The organism is Pontibacter liquoris (assembly GCF_022758235.1).
Lineage (GTDB): Bacteria > Bacteroidota > Bacteroidia > Cytophagales > Hymenobacteraceae > Pontibacter > Pontibacter liquoris.
The window spans coordinates 769242-788420 of the sequence record NZ_JALEBG010000002.1 but is presented as its reverse complement, the minus strand read 5'-3'; the positions used below and the strand labels follow the sequence as shown (position 1 = coordinate 788420).

The 19179-nt window shown below is 51.2% G+C and carries 20 protein-coding genes; 10 read left to right on the top strand and 10 right to left on the bottom strand.

The genetic code is table 11. The annotated features are described in order from the left end of the window. Positions 1-46: 46 nt before the first annotated feature. The 6 genes from LWL52_RS16735 to LWL52_RS16710 form a co-directional block, all read right to left on the bottom strand. Positions 47-850: a uroporphyrinogen-III synthase gene (locus LWL52_RS16735; RefSeq protein WP_242922039.1), complete on the bottom strand. Its 804-nt coding sequence runs from the start codon at positions 848-850 to the stop codon at positions 47-49. Between the two features lie 64 nt (positions 851-914). Then, positions 915-2090 carry a DUF4271 domain-containing protein gene (locus LWL52_RS16730; protein WP_242922037.1) on the bottom strand — a complete coding sequence of 392 codons (1176 nt, stop codon included), beginning with the start codon at positions 2088-2090 and terminating at the stop codon, positions 915-917. Further along, positions 2065-3114 (bottom strand): MraY family glycosyltransferase, encoded by a 1050-nt coding sequence (locus LWL52_RS16725; protein WP_242922034.1) that lies wholly within the window; start codon positions 3112-3114, stop codon positions 2065-2067. Before LWL52_RS16725 ends, LWL52_RS16730 begins: the two co-directional genes overlap by 26 nt. A 107-nt stretch (positions 3115-3221) precedes the next feature. Continuing rightward, on the bottom strand, positions 3222-3626 hold the full coding sequence (locus LWL52_RS16720) for a hypothetical protein (RefSeq protein WP_242922032.1): 405 nt from the start codon (positions 3624-3626) through the stop codon (positions 3222-3224). Further along, complete coding sequence (gene lipB, locus LWL52_RS16715; RefSeq protein ID WP_255749794.1) at positions 3610-4350, bottom strand: lipoyl(octanoyl) transferase LipB; 741 nt, start codon at positions 4348-4350, stop codon at positions 3610-3612. The genes LWL52_RS16720 and lipB overlap by 17 nt, the downstream gene beginning before the upstream one ends. 3 nt (positions 4351-4353) lie before the next feature. Next, on the bottom strand, positions 4354-5352 hold the full coding sequence (locus LWL52_RS16710) for a bifunctional phosphoglucose/phosphomannose isomerase (RefSeq protein WP_242922029.1): 999 nt from the start codon (positions 5350-5352) through the stop codon (positions 4354-4356). Between the two features lie 59 nt (positions 5353-5411). Here LWL52_RS16710 and LWL52_RS16705 point away from each other — a divergent pair, with 59 nt between their 5' ends. Then, positions 5412-5774: a YraN family protein gene (locus tag LWL52_RS16705; protein ID WP_242922028.1), complete on the top strand. Its 363-nt coding sequence runs from the start codon at positions 5412-5414 to the stop codon at positions 5772-5774. On the opposite strand, the gene LWL52_RS16700 is transcribed toward LWL52_RS16705, so the two are convergent. Beyond that, positions 5771-6685 carry a toxin-antitoxin system YwqK family antitoxin gene (locus LWL52_RS16700; RefSeq protein ID WP_242922026.1) on the bottom strand — a complete coding sequence of 305 codons (915 nt, stop codon included), beginning with the start codon at positions 6683-6685 and terminating at the stop codon, positions 5771-5773. The genes LWL52_RS16705 and LWL52_RS16700 overlap by 4 nt on opposite strands. Positions 6686-6988: 303 nt before the next feature. Further along, complete coding sequence (gene htpG, locus LWL52_RS16695; RefSeq protein ID WP_242922024.1) at positions 6989-8812, bottom strand: molecular chaperone HtpG; 1824 nt, start codon at positions 8810-8812, stop codon at positions 6989-6991. Between the two features lie 293 nt (positions 8813-9105). On the opposite strand from htpG, the gene LWL52_RS16690 reads away from it, so the two are divergent. The 7 genes from LWL52_RS16690 to LWL52_RS16660 all read left to right on the top strand — a co-directional run bounded on the left by LWL52_RS16690 (position 9106) and on the right by LWL52_RS16660 (position 15955). After that, positions 9106-9432, top strand: a complete 327-nt coding sequence (locus LWL52_RS16690; protein WP_242922022.1) for a hypothetical protein — start codon at positions 9106-9108, stop codon at positions 9430-9432. A 152-nt stretch (positions 9433-9584) separates the two neighbouring features. After that, a complete protein-coding gene (locus LWL52_RS16685) occupies positions 9585-11966 on the top strand; it encodes a TonB-dependent receptor (protein WP_242922020.1) in 2382 nt (793 codons plus the stop codon). A 63-nt stretch (positions 11967-12029) separates the two neighbouring features. Next, positions 12030-12593: a hypothetical protein gene (locus LWL52_RS16680; protein ID WP_242922018.1), complete on the top strand. Its 564-nt coding sequence runs from the start codon at positions 12030-12032 to the stop codon at positions 12591-12593. A gap of 178 nt (positions 12594-12771) precedes the next feature. Continuing rightward, entirely contained in the window at positions 12772-13413 is a 642-nt protein-coding gene (locus LWL52_RS16675) for a hypothetical protein (RefSeq protein WP_242922016.1), read from the top strand. Positions 13414-13540: 127 nt separating this feature from the next. Then, positions 13541-14578 (top strand): patatin-like phospholipase family protein, encoded by a 1038-nt coding sequence (locus LWL52_RS16670; protein WP_242922014.1) that lies wholly within the window; start codon positions 13541-13543, stop codon positions 14576-14578. Between the two features lie 134 nt (positions 14579-14712). Continuing rightward, the gene (locus LWL52_RS16665; protein ID WP_242922012.1) at positions 14713-15360 is read left to right on the top strand and encodes a dihydrofolate reductase family protein; all 648 of its coding nucleotides are present in this window, start codon (positions 14713-14715) and stop codon (positions 15358-15360) included. A 154-nt stretch (positions 15361-15514) separates the two neighbouring features. Continuing rightward, positions 15515-15955, top strand: coding sequence for a hypothetical protein (locus LWL52_RS16660; protein ID WP_242922010.1), 441 nt, complete (start codon positions 15515-15517; stop codon positions 15953-15955). Positions 15956-16076: 121 nt separating this feature from the next. Here LWL52_RS16660 and LWL52_RS16655 read toward each other — a convergent pair whose 3' ends face one another. Next, positions 16077-16715, bottom strand: a complete 639-nt coding sequence (locus tag LWL52_RS16655) for a YdeI/OmpD-associated family protein (protein ID WP_242922008.1) — start codon at positions 16713-16715, stop codon at positions 16077-16079. Between the two features lie 126 nt (positions 16716-16841). Here LWL52_RS16655 and LWL52_RS16650 point away from each other — a divergent pair, with 126 nt between their 5' ends. Together LWL52_RS16650 and LWL52_RS16645 are read left to right on the top strand one after the other, a co-directional pair. Continuing rightward, positions 16842-18086 carry an MFS transporter gene (locus LWL52_RS16650; RefSeq protein ID WP_242922007.1) on the top strand — a complete coding sequence of 415 codons (1245 nt, stop codon included), beginning with the start codon at positions 16842-16844 and terminating at the stop codon, positions 18084-18086. Positions 18087-18261: 175 nt separating this feature from the next. Further along, positions 18262-18591 (top strand): DUF4286 family protein, encoded by a 330-nt coding sequence (locus LWL52_RS16645; RefSeq protein ID WP_242922005.1) that lies wholly within the window; start codon positions 18262-18264, stop codon positions 18589-18591. 84 nt (positions 18592-18675) lie between these two features. Here the strand turns inward: LWL52_RS16645 and LWL52_RS16640 are convergent, their stop codons facing one another. Next, positions 18676-19143 (bottom strand): GNAT family N-acetyltransferase, encoded by a 468-nt coding sequence (locus LWL52_RS16640; RefSeq protein WP_242922003.1) that lies wholly within the window; start codon positions 19141-19143, stop codon positions 18676-18678. Positions 19144-19179 lie beyond the last annotated feature (36 nt).

Here is a 19179-nt window from a genome sequence, read left to right as displayed (position 1 = left end):
CGTTTTAGTTACTATGGAAAAGCGCAACAAAAGTTGCGTTCCCGGCTTATTTTTTTGCCTTGAGTTTCTGATTCTGGATATAAACCTCGATCGCCCCGGTCATGGAAGGTGCGTTCGGCATAGGCGCCTCAATATCCAGTTCCAGGCCGGCGTCGCGCACCGCCTTTGCCGTGGTTGGGCCAAAGGCCGCAATACGGGTGTTATTTTGCTTGAAATCAGGGAAGTTGGCAAACAGTGACGTAATACCTGATGGGCTGAAGAAGGCCAGACAATCGTAGGTCACATCGTCCAGATCCGACAGGTCGGCCGCTACGGTTTTGTAAATGATGGCTTCCGTATGCTTGATCTTATGTGCTGTGAGAAACTCCGGAATGTCTTCTTTGCGGATGTTGGAGCACGGGAACAGGAAATTCTCGTTCTTATGCTTTTTTATTACTTCCAGCAGATCCTTGGCTGTTTTCTCGCCAACAAACAACTTGCGCTTGCGCAGCACAATATACTTCTGGAGGTAGTAGGCCGTCTGGTCCGAAATACAGAAATACTTCATATCGGCCGGCATCTCTATTTTGCTTTCCTGGCAGATACGGAAGAAATGGTCTACCGCATTCCGGCTCGTAAAGATCACAGCCGTATGCGCCAGGATATCCACTTTATCCTTGCGAAACTCCTTGTAAGGCACGGGCTCAACCTCTATAAAAGCTCTGAAGTCTACTTTGATACCATACTTTTCGGCAATAGATAAGTAGGGAGAGTTATCCGTTGTAGGCTGTGGTTGCGTAACCAGAATGCTTTTGATAGGAAGTTTGTCTCTGTCAGGGTTTGCTGTGCCCTTTGCTTTGCTCTCAGCCATATTAAATGATGCGGTTATTAAATTATCCTCTTCCATGGTCCGCTGTTACCGCTAAATTGTGTTTTTAAAAGTTGAAAACTATCAGCTTAAGCATAATCGCCAGCGGAATTACTTCTGTGGCGCAAAGGTATGAAAATAAATGCAAATTTAGTACAGGCAACTTCTTATTTACTGAAGTAAACACCCGAAGGGTGGTGACTATCAGCAGCAACGAAACCGCCGTGTTCGACACCAGCAGAATGGCCTCGGGCATGGCTTCGTTCAGGGCCAGGTAGAGCATCATGACCAAAGGTAGAAACATACCCAGAAAAAGTATAGCCCTGATAAACTCCCGGTATTGCACCTGTACCACCTGCTCCAGCCCGAAAATAAAGCTGATCACCTTTAAAAAAAGGTACTTTATCAGGACAAACAAAAAGACCAGGAACGTATAGAAAAGAATTTTAGTGGTAATATCAGCCTCTGACACCGGAAATAGCCTGTTTACAAGCCGCACGTGCTGCACATTGGTATGAATGGCTGCAATGAGCAGCGCCATGGTAAGCGAAAAAGCCAGCACAAACAGCACACTGGACCACGAAGCAACCGGCTTTGATAAAAAAGCCGACTCTTTGGCGCCGCTCCGCCCAAAAGTATCGGTGCTGAAGATACTTTTAAAATCGGCCGGATAGCTAGTTTTAAGCCAGCCATAGATCAGCCCGATCAGCAGCATAAAAATAATAAAGGCATTCTGATTCACATACTCCCGCATCCGGATATTGAGCGGCGGCTGATGCAAACGGGCGGTGCTGTCCTGCTGCCGTACCTGGTTGCGGAAAGAGCCTACGGCAGGCTGGTGTTCCGGATGCCAGACGGTAAGCAGGTATTTCCCGTTCACGGGCTTTAACCGACTAGTATAATCAGTCAAGTTGAGGGTGTAGCGGGAGGTGGAGTCGGCCTTGAAGATAAGCTGATTGTTAAGGAAAAGGCACAGGTCCTTTGGCGCCCTGAAGCCGATCACAAATGGCTGGGCTGGGCTAACATACAGCCACTGGTGCAGGGCATGGTAGCCCGCGTGCACGCCTGCTGCATACGGCACCAGTTGCGACGATCCCGGCTCATGCACCAGCCAGTCGGCCGTAATGGTATTCTTCTGCTCCAGGGGCAGCACCTGTGCCCGTAAAGGCCAGGCAAAACCAAGTATACACCATAGCAACCCGATGTAGCGTACTGCCTTATGCTTCTGAAACCTGCTCCGCACTTCGTAATTTATAAAAACCAAGAAAAATACTTAACCCTACCGAAAACAGAAACAGCCCCAGCAACAGCCCCTGGTTGCCTAAGGGCGTAAAGCTGACAACAAACAGGATCACCGCCACATTCAGCACAGCCAGCGTAATTACTGTGGCAATCTGGTTCAGGCCCATGCCCAGCAGGCGGTGGTGTATGTGGTTGCGGTCCGGGATAAAAGGCGAGCGGCCTTTCATGATGCGGATAAAGAAAACGCGGGTGGTATCGAAGAGGGGCACAAACAGAATGCCCAGCGCCACCGATGGGGAAGCCGGCACCGTGCGCATTTCGATGAACTGGATAGCTAGTATAGAAAGTATAAACCCGCACAGCAGCGAGCCGGTATCGCCCATAAACACGGTGGCCTTGTGAAAATTATACCGCAGAAAGCCCAGCATCCCTCCGATCAGGCAGAACGCTACTGCCGAATAATTACTATAACTAGGCCCGCCATAGAGATAAAAATAAACCCCGAAGGTGCCGGCAATGATCAGCACAATGGTGCCGGCCAGTCCATCCAGCCCATCGATCAGGTTAATGGCATTCGTAATGCCGATGATCACCAGAAACGTAAAGCCAAAGCTCATACCCACGGTCAGCTCTCCGATGCCGAAAATACCCTGAAAGCTGGTAATGCGGATATCGCCCATAAACATGACAATGCCAGTGGCTAGCAGCTGTACGGCAAACTTCTTCAGTGCCGAGATATTGATCAGATCGTCTTTCAGGCCGATAAAGAACAGGATAATACAACCCGCCAGCAGTTGCTGCACACCATTGTTTAGCTCGGCAAAGATGGTGAGCGCCGACATAAAGCCGGCAAACATAGCTACGCCCCCTAGGCGCGGGGTAAGCGACTCGTGCACCGTACGGCTGTTAGGCTGGTCCAGGATATTTTTAAGATGCGCCACCCGAATAATGGATGGAACAGCAAAAATAGCTACCAGGAATGCCCAACTAAAGGAAAAGACAAGGGAAAAGATACTCTGATCCATAAGTGCAATAATACAGGAGCAAATGACGGTATTTTTTCTTTACTCCTAAAGTATAAATCTGTGTTGGCGCTACTTTATATTTTGCTATTTGCCAAACCGGTTAGCTGTTAAGAATGCAACACACCCTGCATCTGCAGCATACTGATATCGATCAGATGCTCTTCTGTAATGGAGTCGGGCACAAAGATATACTTCTTGTCATAGACCTGGTTATCCACGTAGTAGCTCACCCAATACTCGTTGTTGATATGGAAAATGCCCGGATCGATGGGCTCTATCTGCACAAAGCTGCGCGCCTCTACCTGCTCAAACATGTGCCGCAGCACCGAGGTCTTCACTTCTTCTCCGTCCACAGTGCCATATCCTTTGGAGGTGATCAGCACGTTGGTGAGCGGAAAAGGATTGTTGTTGATCAGGTATACATTCCAGGAGGGTGCCCCAAGGATCTCCGGCGAAGTGGCGATGGCGACTGAAACGCCTTCTACCGTGTTAAAATTAATGTCTTTCTTCATGCAAAGCCGGGATAATAGTGGCACCAAATAAAGCTGCCAGGTGGTGTTTGAGTTTTTCTTCTACTTCGGCCAGCGGCACCTCATGCCCCAGCTCTTTTGCCAGCGAGGTTACCTGTTTGTCGGTAATGCCGCAGGGCACGATGTTATTAAAATAATCCAGGTCAGTATTAATATTGAAGGCAAAGCCGTGCATAGTAACCCAGCGGCTGCACTTCACGCCCATGGCGCATATCTTACGCGGGTTGCGCTGCTCCTCGTGGTCAAGCCATACACCCGTAAGACCTGGGATGCGGCCCGCTACAATATCATACTCAGCCAGCGTCCGTATCACGGCCTCTTCCAGGTAGCGCAGGTACTGGTGGATATCGGTAAAGAAGTTCTCCAGGTCCAGAATAGGGTAGCCCACGATCTGACCCGGCCCGTGGTAGGTAATATCGCCGCCCCGGTTTATTTTATAATAGGTCGCTCCTTTTTGTTTCAGCCCTTCTTCGTTTAAGAGCAGGTTTTTCTCGTGCCCGCTCTTGCCCAGCGTATACACATGCGGGTGCGAGCAGAACAGCAGGTAATTGGGTGTGGCCTGCTGGTCTTCGGGCGACGCCTGGCGGTTTTGCACCTTCAGCGCCAGAATGCTGTTAAACACTTTTTCCTGGTAGTCCCAGGCCTGCTGGTAATCCATGAGCCCCAGGTGCTCAAAGCGTATAGTGGTATTTTTAGACACGTTCAAAGCTTAATCCCTCGAGAGTTTCTCTTTCAGGTGATGAATAGTTGGTATGGTCGTCGGATCCACCTGGTTCAGCTTGGCCAGATATACCGATACCCAGTCAAACAGATGGATGAGGTAAAAAGTTTGCTCCAGCATAGTGGCCCCAACTGCTTCCAGGGTCATCACCTCGCCTGCTTTCTCTTTTAAAAGGGGCTTGCTCAGGTGCATGCTCCGGCGCACGCGCGGATGATCGTAGGCCGTAAAAACCTGGAGCATGGCCAGCTGGCTGAACAACTGATCAGGAAATTGCCTGGCCTCCAGTTCATTGTGGTTTATTTCCGGCACAATACCAATGTGGGCTAGCTGCTTGGCATTGGTATTTAGCTGCTGCTGAAAGCGCCTGGCCACCGGCGCAACCGTATGGCTCACATAAAGCACCGGCAGCTTGCTATGAAAAGCACTGGCCAGCACACTTGCCTGCACTTTTATACTTCCCTGCTGCTCTTCAAGCAACGTCACGCTCTGCGCCAATTCTGTTTTAAAGGTATCGTCCAGCAGGCCGGCATAGTGCAGCAGGTAGAGGATAGCCACCAGGGTATAGCCTAGGCTGGCGCGCGCCACCTCCGGCTTGCCCGGAAGGAAGAGGTGCGGAAGTTCGTTTTCCTGTGCCATGCGCCGCATTTCGCCCCCGGAGGTAACGCAGGCAAGCGCCGCCTCCTTTTTTAAGGCTGCCCGCATAGCGGTGAGTGTTTCTTCGGTGTTACCGGAAAAAGAAATGGCGATAAAAAGGGTATCCGGACCGATAAAGGCAGGCGCATCGTAGCTTTTATGCACCAGCACCGGCACCGTTAGCTTGTCGGCTACGTAAGAGCGGATGAGGTCTGCGGCCAGGCCCGAGCTGCCCATCCCGGCCAGCACCACGTTGTTATACCGTTGCAGACCGGAGAATGCAACAGGCGTGTGCGCGGCAAGCTGCGTAGCATCCTGCAGTTGCTGTATAAAGCCTTCAACAAGTTGTTTCATAGCACTGGTATCTGCCGGCAAAAGCATGGCCCTTGCCTGATGCAATTTACACGTTTTAGATGGCTTCGCAAACAAACACCCATATCCGAACCGGCCAGCAGGGCGAACGAATGGCGGCCGCACACCTGCAGCAGGCCGGCTATACGATCCTGCACCGCAATTACCGCTACAAACGGGCAGAGGTGGATATTATCGCCCAAAAAGAGGCGGTGCTGGTATTTGTGGAGGTGAAAACGCGGGCTACGGATACCTTCGGCTACCCTGAGGAAGCTGTTGGCTCCCGGAAAGAGGCGCTCCTGTTAGCCGCAGCCGCCGCCTACATCGAGGCGGAAAACTGGCCATATGAGGTTCGCTTCGATATTATTTCTGTCACTTTAAGCGCGCCGCCTGTTATTTACCACATCCAAGACGCGTTTCATTAGCGCTGCGCCTGCGAACGTTTGTCAAACTTATCTTTCTCGTAGATCAGCGTACCGTGGCGATCGTACTCTTTTATGAGCACGGGCTCGGCCGGCGCATCGTAGGCGGTTTTGGGGTACTGGTATTCGTAGTGGCGGCGGTTTCGGAAATCGTAAAACTTGATCCAGGGGCCAATTTTGCGGCCTTTGTCGTACTGCCCCGACCACTCTACCTGCCCGTTCTCATAAAAGCGGTAGTAAGTGCCCTGCACCTCGCCATACTCATAGGGGATCACTTCTTTCAGTTTTTTGTCGGCCCCTTCGTAGTAGGTAACCATGGCATCGCGCGGAAAGCCTTTGTCGTAGTGTTCCTTATCTACCAGGATCTTGTCTTCGCCTTTGCGGTATTTTTCCCAGCGCAGGTGCTTGGTGCCGGCATAAAAGTAGCCTTCTTCCACTACCTGGCCGCCAATCTTTTTAATATAAGGGCCGTGCAGCAGGTAATAGCGTCCGTCGTCGGCCACTTCGTTGCGGGTGCGGTAAAGCTTGCGCTTTTTACTGTCATACACATACTTATCCGGGGCGTAGGGATTGGGCGCCAGGTACTCGGGCAGGTAACTGAAGGTTTCGAGCACTTCGCGGTCGCCGCCGCGGCTACCGGATTTCACAAACCCGCGCTTTACCTTCTGGCCCATAAAGTAGCGTTTGTTGCGCTTCTTCTTGCGCTTTTCGGTCTTTTCTTCCTCCTCTTTCGGCAACTCGATGGTGGGCTTAGCAGAATCAGCCGCAGCCAGGGCCTGAGGGTTCTTGCCGCCGGCCTTTAAACGGGCCTGGTTTAGGTTATAGTCGCTGTTCCACTGGGGCTTCCCGCAGCCTCCCAACGCCGCCAGCCCTATACCCGCCACCATTACTGCAAACCGAAAAGTATACCTCATCTTAATTTTGAATAACTGAATTTTGAATGACTAAATAAGTCTATTGTTAAATAGTTAGATTGTTAAATGGCTAGTATAGATGAAAGTATAAGATAGCAACAATTAACCATTAAACCATTTAGCCATTGAACAATGTAGCCCTTATCAGAACGTAAAGATGCAAAGAAATCATATATGCCTGCTATGGCCCTGTTTGTTTGGCCTATAACTATACTTGCCGGTGCTAAGTTTCATAGCGGGCGGCAAAAACAAAAGGCAGCACCAGGGGGCGCTGCCTTTTACTGTAGGTATACTTGTCAGGGATTATTCTTGTGTCATCAGCTCGAAGCTACGCTTCACGAAAGCTGTTAAAGCCGCGCCCGAGAGCATGTTCTGTGACAGCAGCGCCAGATCAAAGGCCTGGCGGGCAATGCGCGTCTTGTCGTCGGCAGCGGCGTGGAGCACGCGCTGGTTCAGCGGGTGGTTAGCATTGATGGTCACGTTATACGTGTCGGGCATGTCACCCATAAACATCATACCGCCACCGCCGCTCTTGCTCATGTCCTTCATGCGGCGCATAAACTCGGGCAGCGTGATTACCACCGGCGCATCATCCGGCGAGAGCGGTGCTACTTCCACATGCATGTGCTGGTTGCTAATGGCCTGCTCGTACGTCGTCTTGAGTGTTTCTTTTTCCGTGTCGTTGAGCACGCTTTCTTTCGTCACGTCCTGCTCAATGAGCTTATCGGTGGTTTCGGAGTCTACGCGCTTGAGCGTGGTTTTTTCCAGTTTCTGCTCCAGCATGGCAATAAAGTGGCTGTCGATGAGCGTGTCGAGTTTCAGCACATCGTAGCCCCGGCTTTGGGCCGCCTCCACAAAAGCGTGCTGCTTGTCGGTGTCGGTGGCATAGAGCAGCACCAGTTGGTCGTTCTTGTCCTTCTGGGTGGGCTCTACCAGCGTTTTATACTCTTCTAAAGTATAATATTTGCCTTCGGTGTTCTGCAGCAGCACAAAGTCTTTCGCTTTTTCATAGAACTTCTCGTCTGAGAGCATGCCATACTTCACAAACACGTTGATGTCGTTCCAGCTAGCTTCAAAGGCAGCGCGGTCTTTCTTAAAGAGCTCGTTGAGCTTGTCGGCTACCTTTTTGGTGATGTAGGTGTTGATCTTCTTCACGCTGGAGTCGGCCTGCAGGAACGAGCGGCTCACGTTGAGCGGAATGTCCGGCGAGTCGATCACGCCATGCAGCAGCATCAGGAACTCGGGCACTACGTCTTTTACCTCGTCGGTAATAAACACCTGGCGCGAGTAAAGCTGGATCTTATTACGCTGCAGCTCAAAGTCGTTCTTGATCTTAGGGAAGTATAAAATACCCGTCAGGTTAAACGGATAGTCCACGTTGAGGTGGATCCAGAACAGCGGCGCTTCCGAGAACGGGTACAGCTCTTTGTAGAAGTTCTTGTAATCCTCGTCGGTCAGCTCACTTGGCTGCTTGGTCCAGATTGGGTTGGGGTTGTTGATCACCTCACCCTCGAACTCTACCGGCACCGGCAGGAACTTGCAATATTTATCCAGGATGTTTTTGATACGCGCCGGCTCCAGGAACTCGTCTGAGTCCTGAGCTACGTTGAGTACCACGTTAGTACCGCGGTCTTCTTTGTGGGCATCGATAATGGCAAATTCGGTGCTGCCATCGCAGGTCCAGTGGGCTGCCTGCGTATCTTCCTTATACGATTTGGTGATGATCTCCACGCGCTCGGCCACCATAAAGGCCGAGTAGAAACCCAGACCGAACTGGCCAATGATCTGGCTCTTATCGCCGGAATCTTTGTAGCGCTCCACAAACTCGGACGCACCCGAAAAAGCGATCTGGTTGATGTACTTCTTGATCTCTTCGGCCGTCATACCAATACCGTGGTCGGCAATAGTGATGGTGCGGGCCTCTTTGTCCACAGCTACTTTCACCGTCAGGTCTCCCAGCTCGCCTTTAAACTCGCCGATGGCGGCCAGGCGCTTGATCTTCTGCGTGGCATCCACGGCATTACTCACCAGCTCACGAAGAAAAATCTCGTGGTCAGAGTATAAAAATTTCTTGATGATCGGAAAAATATTCTCGGTGTGAATGGAGATACTACCTCTTTCTTCCATGTTTATACTTTATATTTTTTAGAAATGATGTTTTTACCGTATGAAGTCTTTGAGCCGGCCACGGCCGGCCTTTATACTTTATTTTCAGGTTTGCTGCTTTCAAATCCTGTTCCAGAGCAAGTTCAGCACAAAATTTGTGACAGCTTGTCAGAGCGCGGGCGTACGGACGGCCATCCTGGTATGCCGCTCCGCCGCGTTAGCAGGCCCAGGCAGCAAGGATATGACACAAACCGACAGGGAAACACAACATTGTAGAATATATACTATCTTTATGCCTGACTGACAACCTGTACGTGCAGCGCTTTTTAAACTATATCGCCCTCTTCCTGCTCCTGCTCTTTGTCAGAGTGATGGTGCCTGATGCGCTTTTACTCGAGCTGCACCCGCACACGCATACCATCGATACCGCCAACACGGATCATCACAAAGCCCAGATCGCCAGCAAACACTCGCACTGCCCTGTCGAAGATCTTTTTGGCGCCTCCTTCCAGGGAAGTATAACGGCCTGGGCAGCACTGCCTGTACTGGCGCCTGCTGTGGTTTATACTTTCCCTTATACTTGCAGCCCGCACAAAACCACGCCTGCTACCCCTGCGCTCCGTGGCCCGCCATTAGCGTAAGCAACCTTTCGCGCTATACCTTCTCTGTTAGAGCAAGGAAAGCGCATTAGATCAAGAAATGGTTTTATGACAATAGCCTTACGGCCTACCGTAGCTGCTATCCTTACCGGGGCGCACACGCGTTTGCCTGTGGCCCCTTATATTCTTTACTGATGTTTAAACTTTCACTAAAGCCGCTGGCGCTCTTCCCTATACTTGTGCTGGGCTGGGGCGCACAGCCGTTGCTGGCGCAGGCATTACCAGACGGAGCTTCGGGCGTGGCGGCAGACCAGAACTGCGGCCTCACGCTCTCCGGAAAAGTAATGGACCACGACACCCGCGCTCCGCTGGTGGGCGCCACTGTTTACATTCCGCAACTAAACCTGGCTACAGGGGCAGACGAGTATGGTAATTATCATTTTCATAATTTGTGCCAGGGCACCTACACGCTGCAGGTAACGTATGTGGGCTACGAAAAGGAGGAGAATACCTATAAAGTAACCTCCTCTGCAACCCGCGACCTGCAACTGCACTCCGACCAGCACCTGCTGCGGGCTGTAGAGGTTACCGGCGCACGCCTCAAAGAGCAGGCCCAGTCTGCCGAGACCCTTTCGGGGCGGCAACTGGCAGAAACACGCGGCCTGTCGCTGGCTGCCTCGCTGCAGGGGTTGGCCGGCGTGTCGAGCCTGCAAACAGGGCCTACCATTGCCAAGCCCGTGATTCATGGCATGCACAGCAACCGCGTGCTGCTGCTCAATAATGGCGTGCGCCAGGAAGGCCAGCAATGGGGATCCGAGCACGCTCCCGAAATCGACCCGTTTGTAGCCACGGAAATGAAGGTGATCAAAGGTGCTGCCGGCGTGCGCTATGGCGCCGATGCGCTGGGCGGCGTGGTGATCGTGGAGCCCCGCGCGCTGCCTGATTCTGCTGCCGCGCTTGCCGGCGAGCTGAACCTGCTTGGCACCACCAACAACCGCCAGGGCGCCGTATCCGGCACGGTGGAGGGCAGCACGCCCGGACTGCCGCTTCTGCGCTGGCGCCTGCAGGGCACGCTCAAGAAAGCTGGCAATGCCAGCGCTCCGGATTATTACCTGCAGAACACCGGCTTTAACGAACGCAACTTTTCGGCGGCACTGGGCTATCAGCAGAAAAACTACGGGGCCGAGCTTTTTTACAGCCAGTTTAACACCCGGCTGGGCATTTTGTCAGCCTCGCACATTGGCAACATCACCGATATCAACAACGCCATTGAACGCGGCAGGCCCTTTGGCGCCGACACCGTGCAGTTTACCTACGCCATTAACCGCCCGTATCAGGACATCCGCCACGACCTGCTGAAAGCGAAAGCCTACCTCAACACGGGCACTGCCGGGAAGCTGTCCTTTACCTATGGCTGGCAAAATGACCTGCGCGACGAGTATGACGTGCATAACGCCGAATCGGGCCACCCTGCCATGCACCTGGCTATCAGCACCCACACCACTGAGGCGCTCTGGGAGCACAAACCGATTGCCAACCTAACCGGCTCCGTGGGAGTGAACACCATTTACCAGGATAACACCTGGAAGTATAGCGACTTTATCCCGTTCTTCACCAGCTTTAACCCCGGGGTGTTTGTACTGGAGAAATGGCGCAAAGACCGGCTGCAACTGGAAGGCGGCCTGCGCTACGACTACAAGCATGTGCAGGTAAAGGAGCTGGTGGAAAACCAGGATGTGGTGACGCATACCTATGATTACAATAACGTATCTGGCAGCGTGGGCGCCATGTACGATATCGGCTACCACCTGACACTGGGCCTGAGCGCGGCTTCGGCCTGGCGCGCCCCCGGCGTAAATGAGCTCTTCAGCGATGGGGTGCACCATGCCTCCGGCACCTATGAGATCGGTGACCCGAACCTGGTAACCGAAAAAGCCTACAATTTTGAAGCGTCGGCCGAATATTTTGCCAGCCCGCGCCTGAGCGGCCAGCTAAGCGTGTACAACAATTACATCGACAATTACATTTACCAGGCACCCACGCAAACCATTACATTGTCGGTGAACGGGGCTTTCCCTACATTTAAGTATAAGCAGGTGGGGGCTACCTTCCGGGGCTTTGACCTGAGCCTGCAATACAAACTGCTGGAGCAGCTGACGCTGGATTCTAAAACAGCCATTGTGCGGGCGCGCAACACCAGCACCGGCGAGTGGCTGGTGGGCATTCCGGCAGACCGCTACGACAACAGCCTGCGCTATACCTTTGGCCATAACAGCAAGCGCACCAGCAACTCCTACCTTGCAATAGGAGGGCAGTATGTGGCCGAGCAAACCCGCTACCCCACCAAAGCCGACCAGGATTATGCCCTGCCGCCGGACGCATACTTCCTGCTGCACGCCGAGGCGGGCACTACGCTGCACCTGGGCAAGCAGCCGCTCGAAATAGGCATTACGGGCAACAACCTGCTCAACACCTCGTACCGGGATTACTTGAACCGCTTCCGCTACTATGCCGATGACTTGGGCCGGATGCTGTTGTTCCGCGTAAGAGTACCGCTTGCATTTTCAAAAAGTTGAGGCGCGCATGGCGCATCCGATTATCTTTAGTAGTTTAACATCACCATTTATACTTATCCAACCATGAAAAAACTGTTCAGACCATCCTTTGCTTTCCTTTTGATGGGTAGTTTAACCTTTGCTGCTTCGTCTTGCGGCGGCAGCGACGATCCGAAGCCCATTGTAGAAGAGCAGGAACTGATCACAACCGTGCAGCTGAACCTGGTTCCAAACGGAAAGGGACAGAACGTTACCGCCACCTTCCGTGATCCGGACGGCGTTGGCGGCGCGGCGCCTACTGTAGATGCGCTGAACCTGGCCCCGAATACCACCTATACCGGCGCCATTGTGTTGCTGGATGAGAGCAAAACGCCTGCTGTGGACCAGACAGCCGAGGTGAGCAACGAAAGCGACGAGCATGAGTTCTTCTATGAGCCCAGCAGCGGCCTGAAGCTAACGGTGCAGAAAACCGACCTGGATAAAAACAACCGCCCGATCGGCCTGCAGACCACGTTTACTACCACGACCACCAGCTCCGGTACCCTGCGGGTTACGCTCAAGCACCAACCCAACCTCAAAGGCGCAACCAGCGACATTACCAAAGGCGAAACCGACGTGCAGGTAGACTTTCCGGTAGTAATTCAGTAACCAGCATTTTTAATATAAACAAAAAGGGAGGGGCTATAGGTATAGCGCCTCCCTTTTTGTTTATACTTTGTTTTCTATATAGTATATTCGGTAACCCTGTTACGCTTAACCGCCTGATTTGGGAGGATAGCAGGAGTACAGCTCCTGCTATCCAGTGGTTAGCGGTAATTAATAAAATATGGCAAATATTGAAAGGTTTTCCTCATCTCCTCGAAAATTAGCAACAGCTCTAACGAATCTGTTTTTTGAGAACACAAATCTCGACTATAATGCTATCGAATTAGAGATTTCAATTGATTCAGAGAACTTAAATGTCAGAGAATTTAGCAGTTACTTAGATATAATCTACAGGATTGATGGCATGACAAGCGAATTAGGTTATAGTCGCTACGCTCAAATACCTGAAGCTCAAATCCAGATTTCTGAAATTAGATTCGGTTCAGTTCTTATTTTCATTGAAAGGCTTTTAAATGAGTTTGATGTAAATAACATTGCTATTATTTGGATTTCCCTCAAATTGCTACCTAAAGTTATCAATACTGCAACTCAGTCTGGTGTACAAATATTTGAAATGCTAAATAAGCGTGAAGAATATCTTGAGAAAAGAGACAGAAGAAAACTTAGGAAAAAAATTCGTGAATCAATAAATGAGGACGACGAGCTACAAATAATTGATAAAAACCTAAAAGAAAAATTAGTGGACTTGCTTGATGAAATTTATTTTAAAAATTCGCGAAGATTAGGCCCTGCATCAAGGTTTGCAAATAAATCTGTTAAGTCAGTTAACTTAAATCCAAAAAGAAAAAATAACAACCGCTAACACTGTATAATAATCATGCATCGGCCGTCGGCCTCAAACGTTTTTTATACTAAACGTTAGCAAAACTTAAACACTATTCTTAAGCAGGTTTCTACTTCGTTCAGGATACATGCAGCACCTACGCCGGATGAAAACATACCTAATCGCTAGTATCTTGCTGGTTTCCGTGCTTCAAAGCAGCGCACAAACCAGGCCGGTAAAAAACCTTGTCTTTGAAGGAGCTGGTATCCGGGGCATTGCTTATGCAGGCGTAATCGAAGAGCTGGAGCGGCAGCAGTTACTGCAGGATGTGGAGAACGTGGGAGGCACGTCGGCAGGCGCCATCACGGCCATGATGCTCTCTCTTGGCTATAGTTCCACTGAAATTGCCGACATCATTTCGTCTACTAAGTTCAACAAGTTTAATGATGGCCGGTTCCTGTTTGTGGGAGGGCTGGTACGCATGAATAAAGCGTACGGGTGGTACAGGGGCGAAAAATTCAGGGCATGGCTCTCAGAGCTTATCGCGCAGAAAACGGGAGATGCTGACATTACGCTTGCGCAGCTGAGTGCCAAAGGGTATAAGGATCTGTACATCACGGCCACATGCTTAAACAAGCAGCAGTTAGTTGTCCTCTCAAAAGAAACATATCCCCAAATGAAAGTAAAGGATGCTGTGCGCATCTCAATGTCTATTCCACTGTATTTTAGAGCTGTTTTTGTAGATGCTGCCGGTAAGACGTATACCAGACCTGAAGTCGGGCAGGAGTTGGATATCATGGTGGACGGCGGTATAATTGGGAATTTCCCGATTACCATGTTTGACAGTGTTGTCACAGATCCATCCGGTAAGCAGATCAGGCTGGCAAACATGCAGACATTGGGCATCCGGATTGATTCACAGGAGCAGATACAGAATGATGCTTCCTCTCAGAAGCTTGTCCCGCTGAAGGTGGAGAATCTGAATGGCTTTTTTTCAGCGCTTTACATCATGATCATCGAGAACCTGAACAGGCAGGAACTCACGCAGGATGACTGGGCGAGAACGATTTCTGTTTCTTCAGTGGGGATTAGTCCCAAGATCAAGCGCCTGTCCAAAGAGCAGAAGAACGCGCTGGTTGCCAGCGGAAGAAGCTATACTGCAAAATATCTTCAGCATAATTACCCAACAGATCGCAAACCGTAATAAACAAAAGCTACTAACCCGGCACAGGCTCTACCCCCGGCTACGGATTTGTGCACAACCTGTACTAACCGCTAGCGGGCATTACAGGACACTACCAATAGATGAGAATATATAATCTGGATTAAAGGCTCCACATGAGGAAATTGGTTTTAAAGATATCTGTTACCGCTGACGGGTTTGTCTGCGGACCGAACGGAGAAACAGACTGGCTGCTGCGCGCAAAGGACAAAGCAGCACAAGCCTGGCTTGAAAAAACGCTTTGGGAAGCAGGAGTTCACATGATGGGTAGCCGGACATTTCACGCCATGGCAGCCTATTGGCCAACCTCATCAGACCTGCTTGCAGCCCCCATGAACGAGATACCAAAGATTGTTTTTTCTAAGAAAGGTTTGGCAGAGCACACCAAAGATAGTATGGCCAGGCAAGCGCTAAATGACAGTTCGCGTTTGGATGCGGAAAGAGGACCATTCCGAACTGCACTTTCTAAAGGCACAGGAACATGGTTAGATCCCTGGGTTGCAAGCGACCTTGTGGCCGACATTACAGAACTTAAGCAACAAGACGGTAAATTTATTTTGGCCCACGGCGGTGCGAATTTTGCGCAAGCCCTTGTTCAGCACGGCCTCATCGACGAATACCGCCTGGTCATTCACCCCGTTGCTATTGGCAAAGGCATTTCGTTGTTTGCATCTACCCCAACGCAGATCGATCTAAAACTTGAAAGTTCAACGCAGTTTGCTTCAGGCGTTATTGCCACGATCTATTCAACAATCAGAAAATAACAACACGAAGACAACAAACCGCCAGCAGGAGGATTGCAACAACAGGGATTCCGTACTTCGTTGATACTATAATGCTAAAAGACCCGATGGCTCCTAGCCCATGCAACCTTTTGGTATCAAACCGAATCATAGAAATAAACTTATACTTCCGGATATGAAACAGCTACTCTTGGGCGCGCTTTTGCTTTGCATACTGTTTTCCTGCAAAAAGGAGGACGGCTTTGATTTTGCGCAGTACCCGCAAAAGTGGCAGCTGGTAAAAATGGCAGGGCAAATTCCGAACTCTGAGACCACAGGCGCGAACATGGCCTGGCAGGAATTTTACCTGTTAAGGGCAGATGGCACCTTCAAAAAATCCAGAGAGAGAAATGGCCAGGTAACCGAGGCATCCGGCACCTATACCATCGTAACCTTGGCCGATAGCAAGTACCTGAAGTTAACTTATGAGTCAGACAATAGTCTGATCGGGAGTTGCACGCAGGAACCAACCGAAGAACTGGCTTTCAGACCTGACAACAAGCTGATCAGCAGCTGGCAGGCATGCGATGGGCCTGGTTTAGAGTATAGCCGGATCACGGCAAAAATTTCAGAATAAAACGGATTTGATATAAGTATAAAGAGCCCGGAGCCAGCAATGCTCCGGGCTCTTTATACTTATACGATAGGTGCGCAAAGGCAGGCATCGCTCCGAAAGCGGCCTGTTATTATTTGTATGTTTATACTTCTTTTGCAGCCCGGGCTTTTAGCTCTTCCACTGTTTTGGCTATGCGTTTGGCTCTTGTTTCGGGGCGCTTGGCATCCAGCACCGCCACCACGTACTCTTTGCGGTGCGTAAAAGCCAGTTGCCAGAAAACGGCGGCTACGCCGGCAGCTTCCAGCGCCTGCTGCATATCGGCGGGCGGCACTACGGTTTTGGTAGCCCGGTCGATGCCGGGCGGGTCCACGCCAAACTGCGAGGGTTCTTTGCGCTCCGACTCGTGCTTAAACCTAAGCGACGACCAGGTATCATCCAGCGCTACTTGCCGCACGGCGCCATAGCCCAGCTCATCCAGAATTTTCCAGCCTTCATCGCGCGTCAGGTCTGAGATGATGCCTGATGTTTTTTTAGGATACGCGATCCACAGCAAGGCCCCGGGCTTTAGCAAGGCAATGGCCTGCGGCGCGAGTGCTTCCAGTTCCTGCCGGCTACGGGCAAAGAGCTGCACGGCATCATACGTCCCTACCGAGGGCACTTCAATGGCATCGGTTACAGTATAGCCGCTGCCGGCAAGCGCCTGGCCTGCTCCCGTCGGCGCATTCAGCAGCAAAATGCTGCTGTTTTGTTTCAGTTGCAGTTTCCTTCCTAAGTCTTCCATAGTTGCGCATTTGGTAAAATTCTGCTGTCAAACTAGTATAAAAAAACCGATTCTGCCAGCAGGTAAAAAACAGAGTTGAGATATCGCCATGCTTCTAGTATATTTAGTATACTAATCATACTATATATGGCTGAACTCACATCTAGCTCCCGGGCAACTTCTCTTTTTAATACGGCCGTGATCGTGGCGGCGCTGGGCTACTTTGTCGATATTTATGACCTGGTGTTGTTCAGCATTGTGCGCATTCCCAGTTTAAAAGCGCTGGGCATTACGGACCAGGCGGCACTGCTCGAAAAAGGGGTACTGCTGCTGAACATGCAGATGCTTGGCATGCTGCTGGGTGGTATAGCCTGGGGCATTCTCGGCGACAAGCGCGGTCGGCTGTCGGTGCTGTTCGGCTCTATCTTCCTATACTCGGTGGCCAATATCATGAATGGCTTTGTAACCGATCTGCCCATGTATGCTTTTCTGCGGTTTGTGGCTGGGGTAGGCCTTGCCGGCGAGCTGGGTGCGGGCATAACACTGGTAAGCGAGGTGCTGCCCAAAGAAAAGCGCGGCTATGGTACCATGATGGTGGCAACCATCGGTATCTCCGGGGCTATACTGGCAGGCTTTGTAGGCGAATATTTCGGCTGGCGCACCGCCTACTTTATCGGTGGCGGGTTGGGCGGCCTATTGCTTTTCCTGCGCATTGGCGTGTACGAGTCCGGCATGTTCAAGACCCTAAAGAGCACGCAACATGTTACACGTGGAAACTTCCTCAGTCTGTTCACCAACCTGAGCCGGTTCTGGAAATACCTCAAGTGCATACTCATCGGGGTGCCGATCTGGTATGTGATCGGCATTTTGATCACATTCTCGCCCGAGTTCGGCGTGGCCTTGGGTATGACTGAGCCGGTATCGGCAGCCAAAGCCATCGCTTTCAGTTACCTGGGCCTGGTGTTCGGCGATTTTGCAAGCGGTTACCTGAGCCAGCGTTTCCGGAGCCGCCGTTCTATTGTGCTGGTATCGCTGGCGCTGCTTACCGTATTTATTGCTGTTTACCTGCTGGGCAACGGCTTTTCACTGGACCTGTTTTATACATTATGCGTGGGCCTGGGCTTTGCCAGCGGCTATTGGGCGGTGTTTGTAACTATTGCTGCCGAGCAGTTCGGCACCAACATCAGGGCCACCGTTACTACCACTGTTCCTAACTTTGTCCGGGGTGCCGTGGTGCCGCTCACCCTGGCGTTTCAGGGGCTGAAAGACAGCTTCGGCCTGGTGCCTACGGCTGCCCTGCTGGGGGCGTTAAGCCTTGTTGTTGCGGCTGTCTCCATCCTGACACTGGAGGAAACGTATGCCAAAGACCTGGATTATACCGAACCCTTGTAGCCACCGGTACTTACCCGCAGCACCGGCAGCAGGACCAACGTATACTTGCTTTCCTATCAAAATGGCACCTATACTATAAGGTAACACATGCTAGTTGCTGCCTGCTTTTGCGCCCGGAAAAATAAATTAATGCCCGACTGGTGCCTGGCTGCAGGTTAATTTCGTATTTTCGGGTATGATCTTATACAACGAAACGGTAAATATTGACAACACCGTAGCTGAAGAGTGGCTGCAGTGGATGAAAGACGTGCACATACCAAACGTAATGCAAACCGGTTTTTTTCTGCGCAACCAGATATGCCGCCTGATAGATGAAGTAGACAACGGGGGCACCACCTATGCCGTGCAGTATACGTGCCGCAGCCTGCAGGACCTGGAAGAGTACCAGCGGGAGCACGCCCCGGACATCCAGGAACGACACATGCAGCGCTACGAAGGCAAGTATGTAGTGTTCAGCTCGCTGCTGGAAGTAGTGGGCGTGGATGTAGAGCGAAAGACTGAATAAAGTTACTTTCTTAAAACAGGAAATCCGCTGACAAACTTCCCAAAGGAAGCTTTGCCAGCGGATTTCCTGTTTACAGGGCTAAACTTAAGCGCTATACTGCTGCACCTGTTCTTCGGTCATGGTGCAGGTGATCCACTGGCTGTCCAGCTCGGCGCCTACTTTGTTGTAGAAGGTAATGGCCGGCTCGTTCCAGTCCAGCACCTGCCAGCGGAAGCGTTTTGCACCGGTTTCTTTTGCCTCCTGCGCTACCGCATTAAAAAGCTTGCGGCCGATGCCCGAACGGCGCAGGCGCTCTGTTACCACCAGGTCTTCGAGCCAAAGCGTTTTCCCTTTCCAGGTAGAGTAAGCGGTAAAGTATAAGGCAATGCCCACAATGCCTTCTTCTGCCTCAGCCACAAAAAATTGAAAGATTGGATTTTCACCAAAGCCATCGCGCTGCATGTCTTCCAGTGTATTGGTTACCTCCTGCGGTGCCCGTTCAAACTCTGCCAGTTCTTTTATCAGCGCATGCACCTGCGGCAGGTCCTCGTATGTTCCTTTTCTGATCTGCATCCTTAAAAATTGTTAATTGCTTATTGCTGCTTGTTA

Bases quoted from the DNA above. Each gene is read 5' to 3' on its own strand.
- LWL52_RS16685 (WP_242922020.1), top strand. From the start codon at position 9,585: ATGTTTAAACTTTCACTAAAGCCGCTGGCGCTCTTCCCTATACTTGTG.
- LWL52_RS16700 (WP_242922026.1), bottom strand. From the start codon at position 6,685: ATGAGGTATACTTTTCGGTTTGCAGTAATGGTGGCGGGTATAGGGCTG.
- LWL52_RS16640 (WP_242922003.1), bottom strand. From the start codon at position 19,143: ATGCAGATCAGAAAAGGAACATACGAGGACCTGCCGCAGGTGCATGCG.
- LWL52_RS16735 (WP_242922039.1), bottom strand. From the start codon at position 850: ATGGCTGAGAGCAAAGCAAAGGGCACAGCAAACCCTGACAGAGACAAA.
- htpG (WP_242922024.1), bottom strand. From the start codon at position 8,812: ATGGAAGAAAGAGGTAGTATCTCCATTCACACCGAGAATATTTTTCCG.
- LWL52_RS16645 (WP_242922005.1), top strand. From the start codon at position 18,262: ATGATCTTATACAACGAAACGGTAAATATTGACAACACCGTAGCTGAA.
- LWL52_RS16655 (WP_242922008.1), bottom strand. From the start codon at position 16,715: ATGGAAGACTTAGGAAGGAAACTGCAACTGAAACAAAACAGCAGCATT.
- LWL52_RS16710 (WP_242922029.1), bottom strand. From the start codon at position 5,352: ATGAAACAACTTGTTGAAGGCTTTATACAGCAACTGCAGGATGCTACG.
- LWL52_RS16705 (WP_242922028.1), top strand. From the start codon at position 5,412: ATGGCTTCGCAAACAAACACCCATATCCGAACCGGCCAGCAGGGCGAA.
- LWL52_RS16680 (WP_242922018.1), top strand. From the start codon at position 12,030: ATGAAAAAACTGTTCAGACCATCCTTTGCTTTCCTTTTGATGGGTAGT.
- LWL52_RS16725 (WP_242922034.1), bottom strand. From the start codon at position 3,114: ATGGATCAGAGTATCTTTTCCCTTGTCTTTTCCTTTAGTTGGGCATTC.
- LWL52_RS16675 (WP_242922016.1), top strand. From the start codon at position 12,772: ATGGCAAATATTGAAAGGTTTTCCTCATCTCCTCGAAAATTAGCAACA.
- LWL52_RS16670 (WP_242922014.1), top strand. From the start codon at position 13,541: ATGAAAACATACCTAATCGCTAGTATCTTGCTGGTTTCCGTGCTTCAA.
- LWL52_RS16650 (WP_242922007.1), top strand. From the start codon at position 16,842: ATGGCTGAACTCACATCTAGCTCCCGGGCAACTTCTCTTTTTAATACG.
- LWL52_RS16665 (WP_242922012.1), top strand. From the start codon at position 14,713: ATGAGGAAATTGGTTTTAAAGATATCTGTTACCGCTGACGGGTTTGTC.
- LWL52_RS16720 (WP_242922032.1), bottom strand. From the start codon at position 3,626: ATGAAGAAAGACATTAATTTTAACACGGTAGAAGGCGTTTCAGTCGCC.
- LWL52_RS16660 (WP_242922010.1), top strand. From the start codon at position 15,515: ATGAAACAGCTACTCTTGGGCGCGCTTTTGCTTTGCATACTGTTTTCC.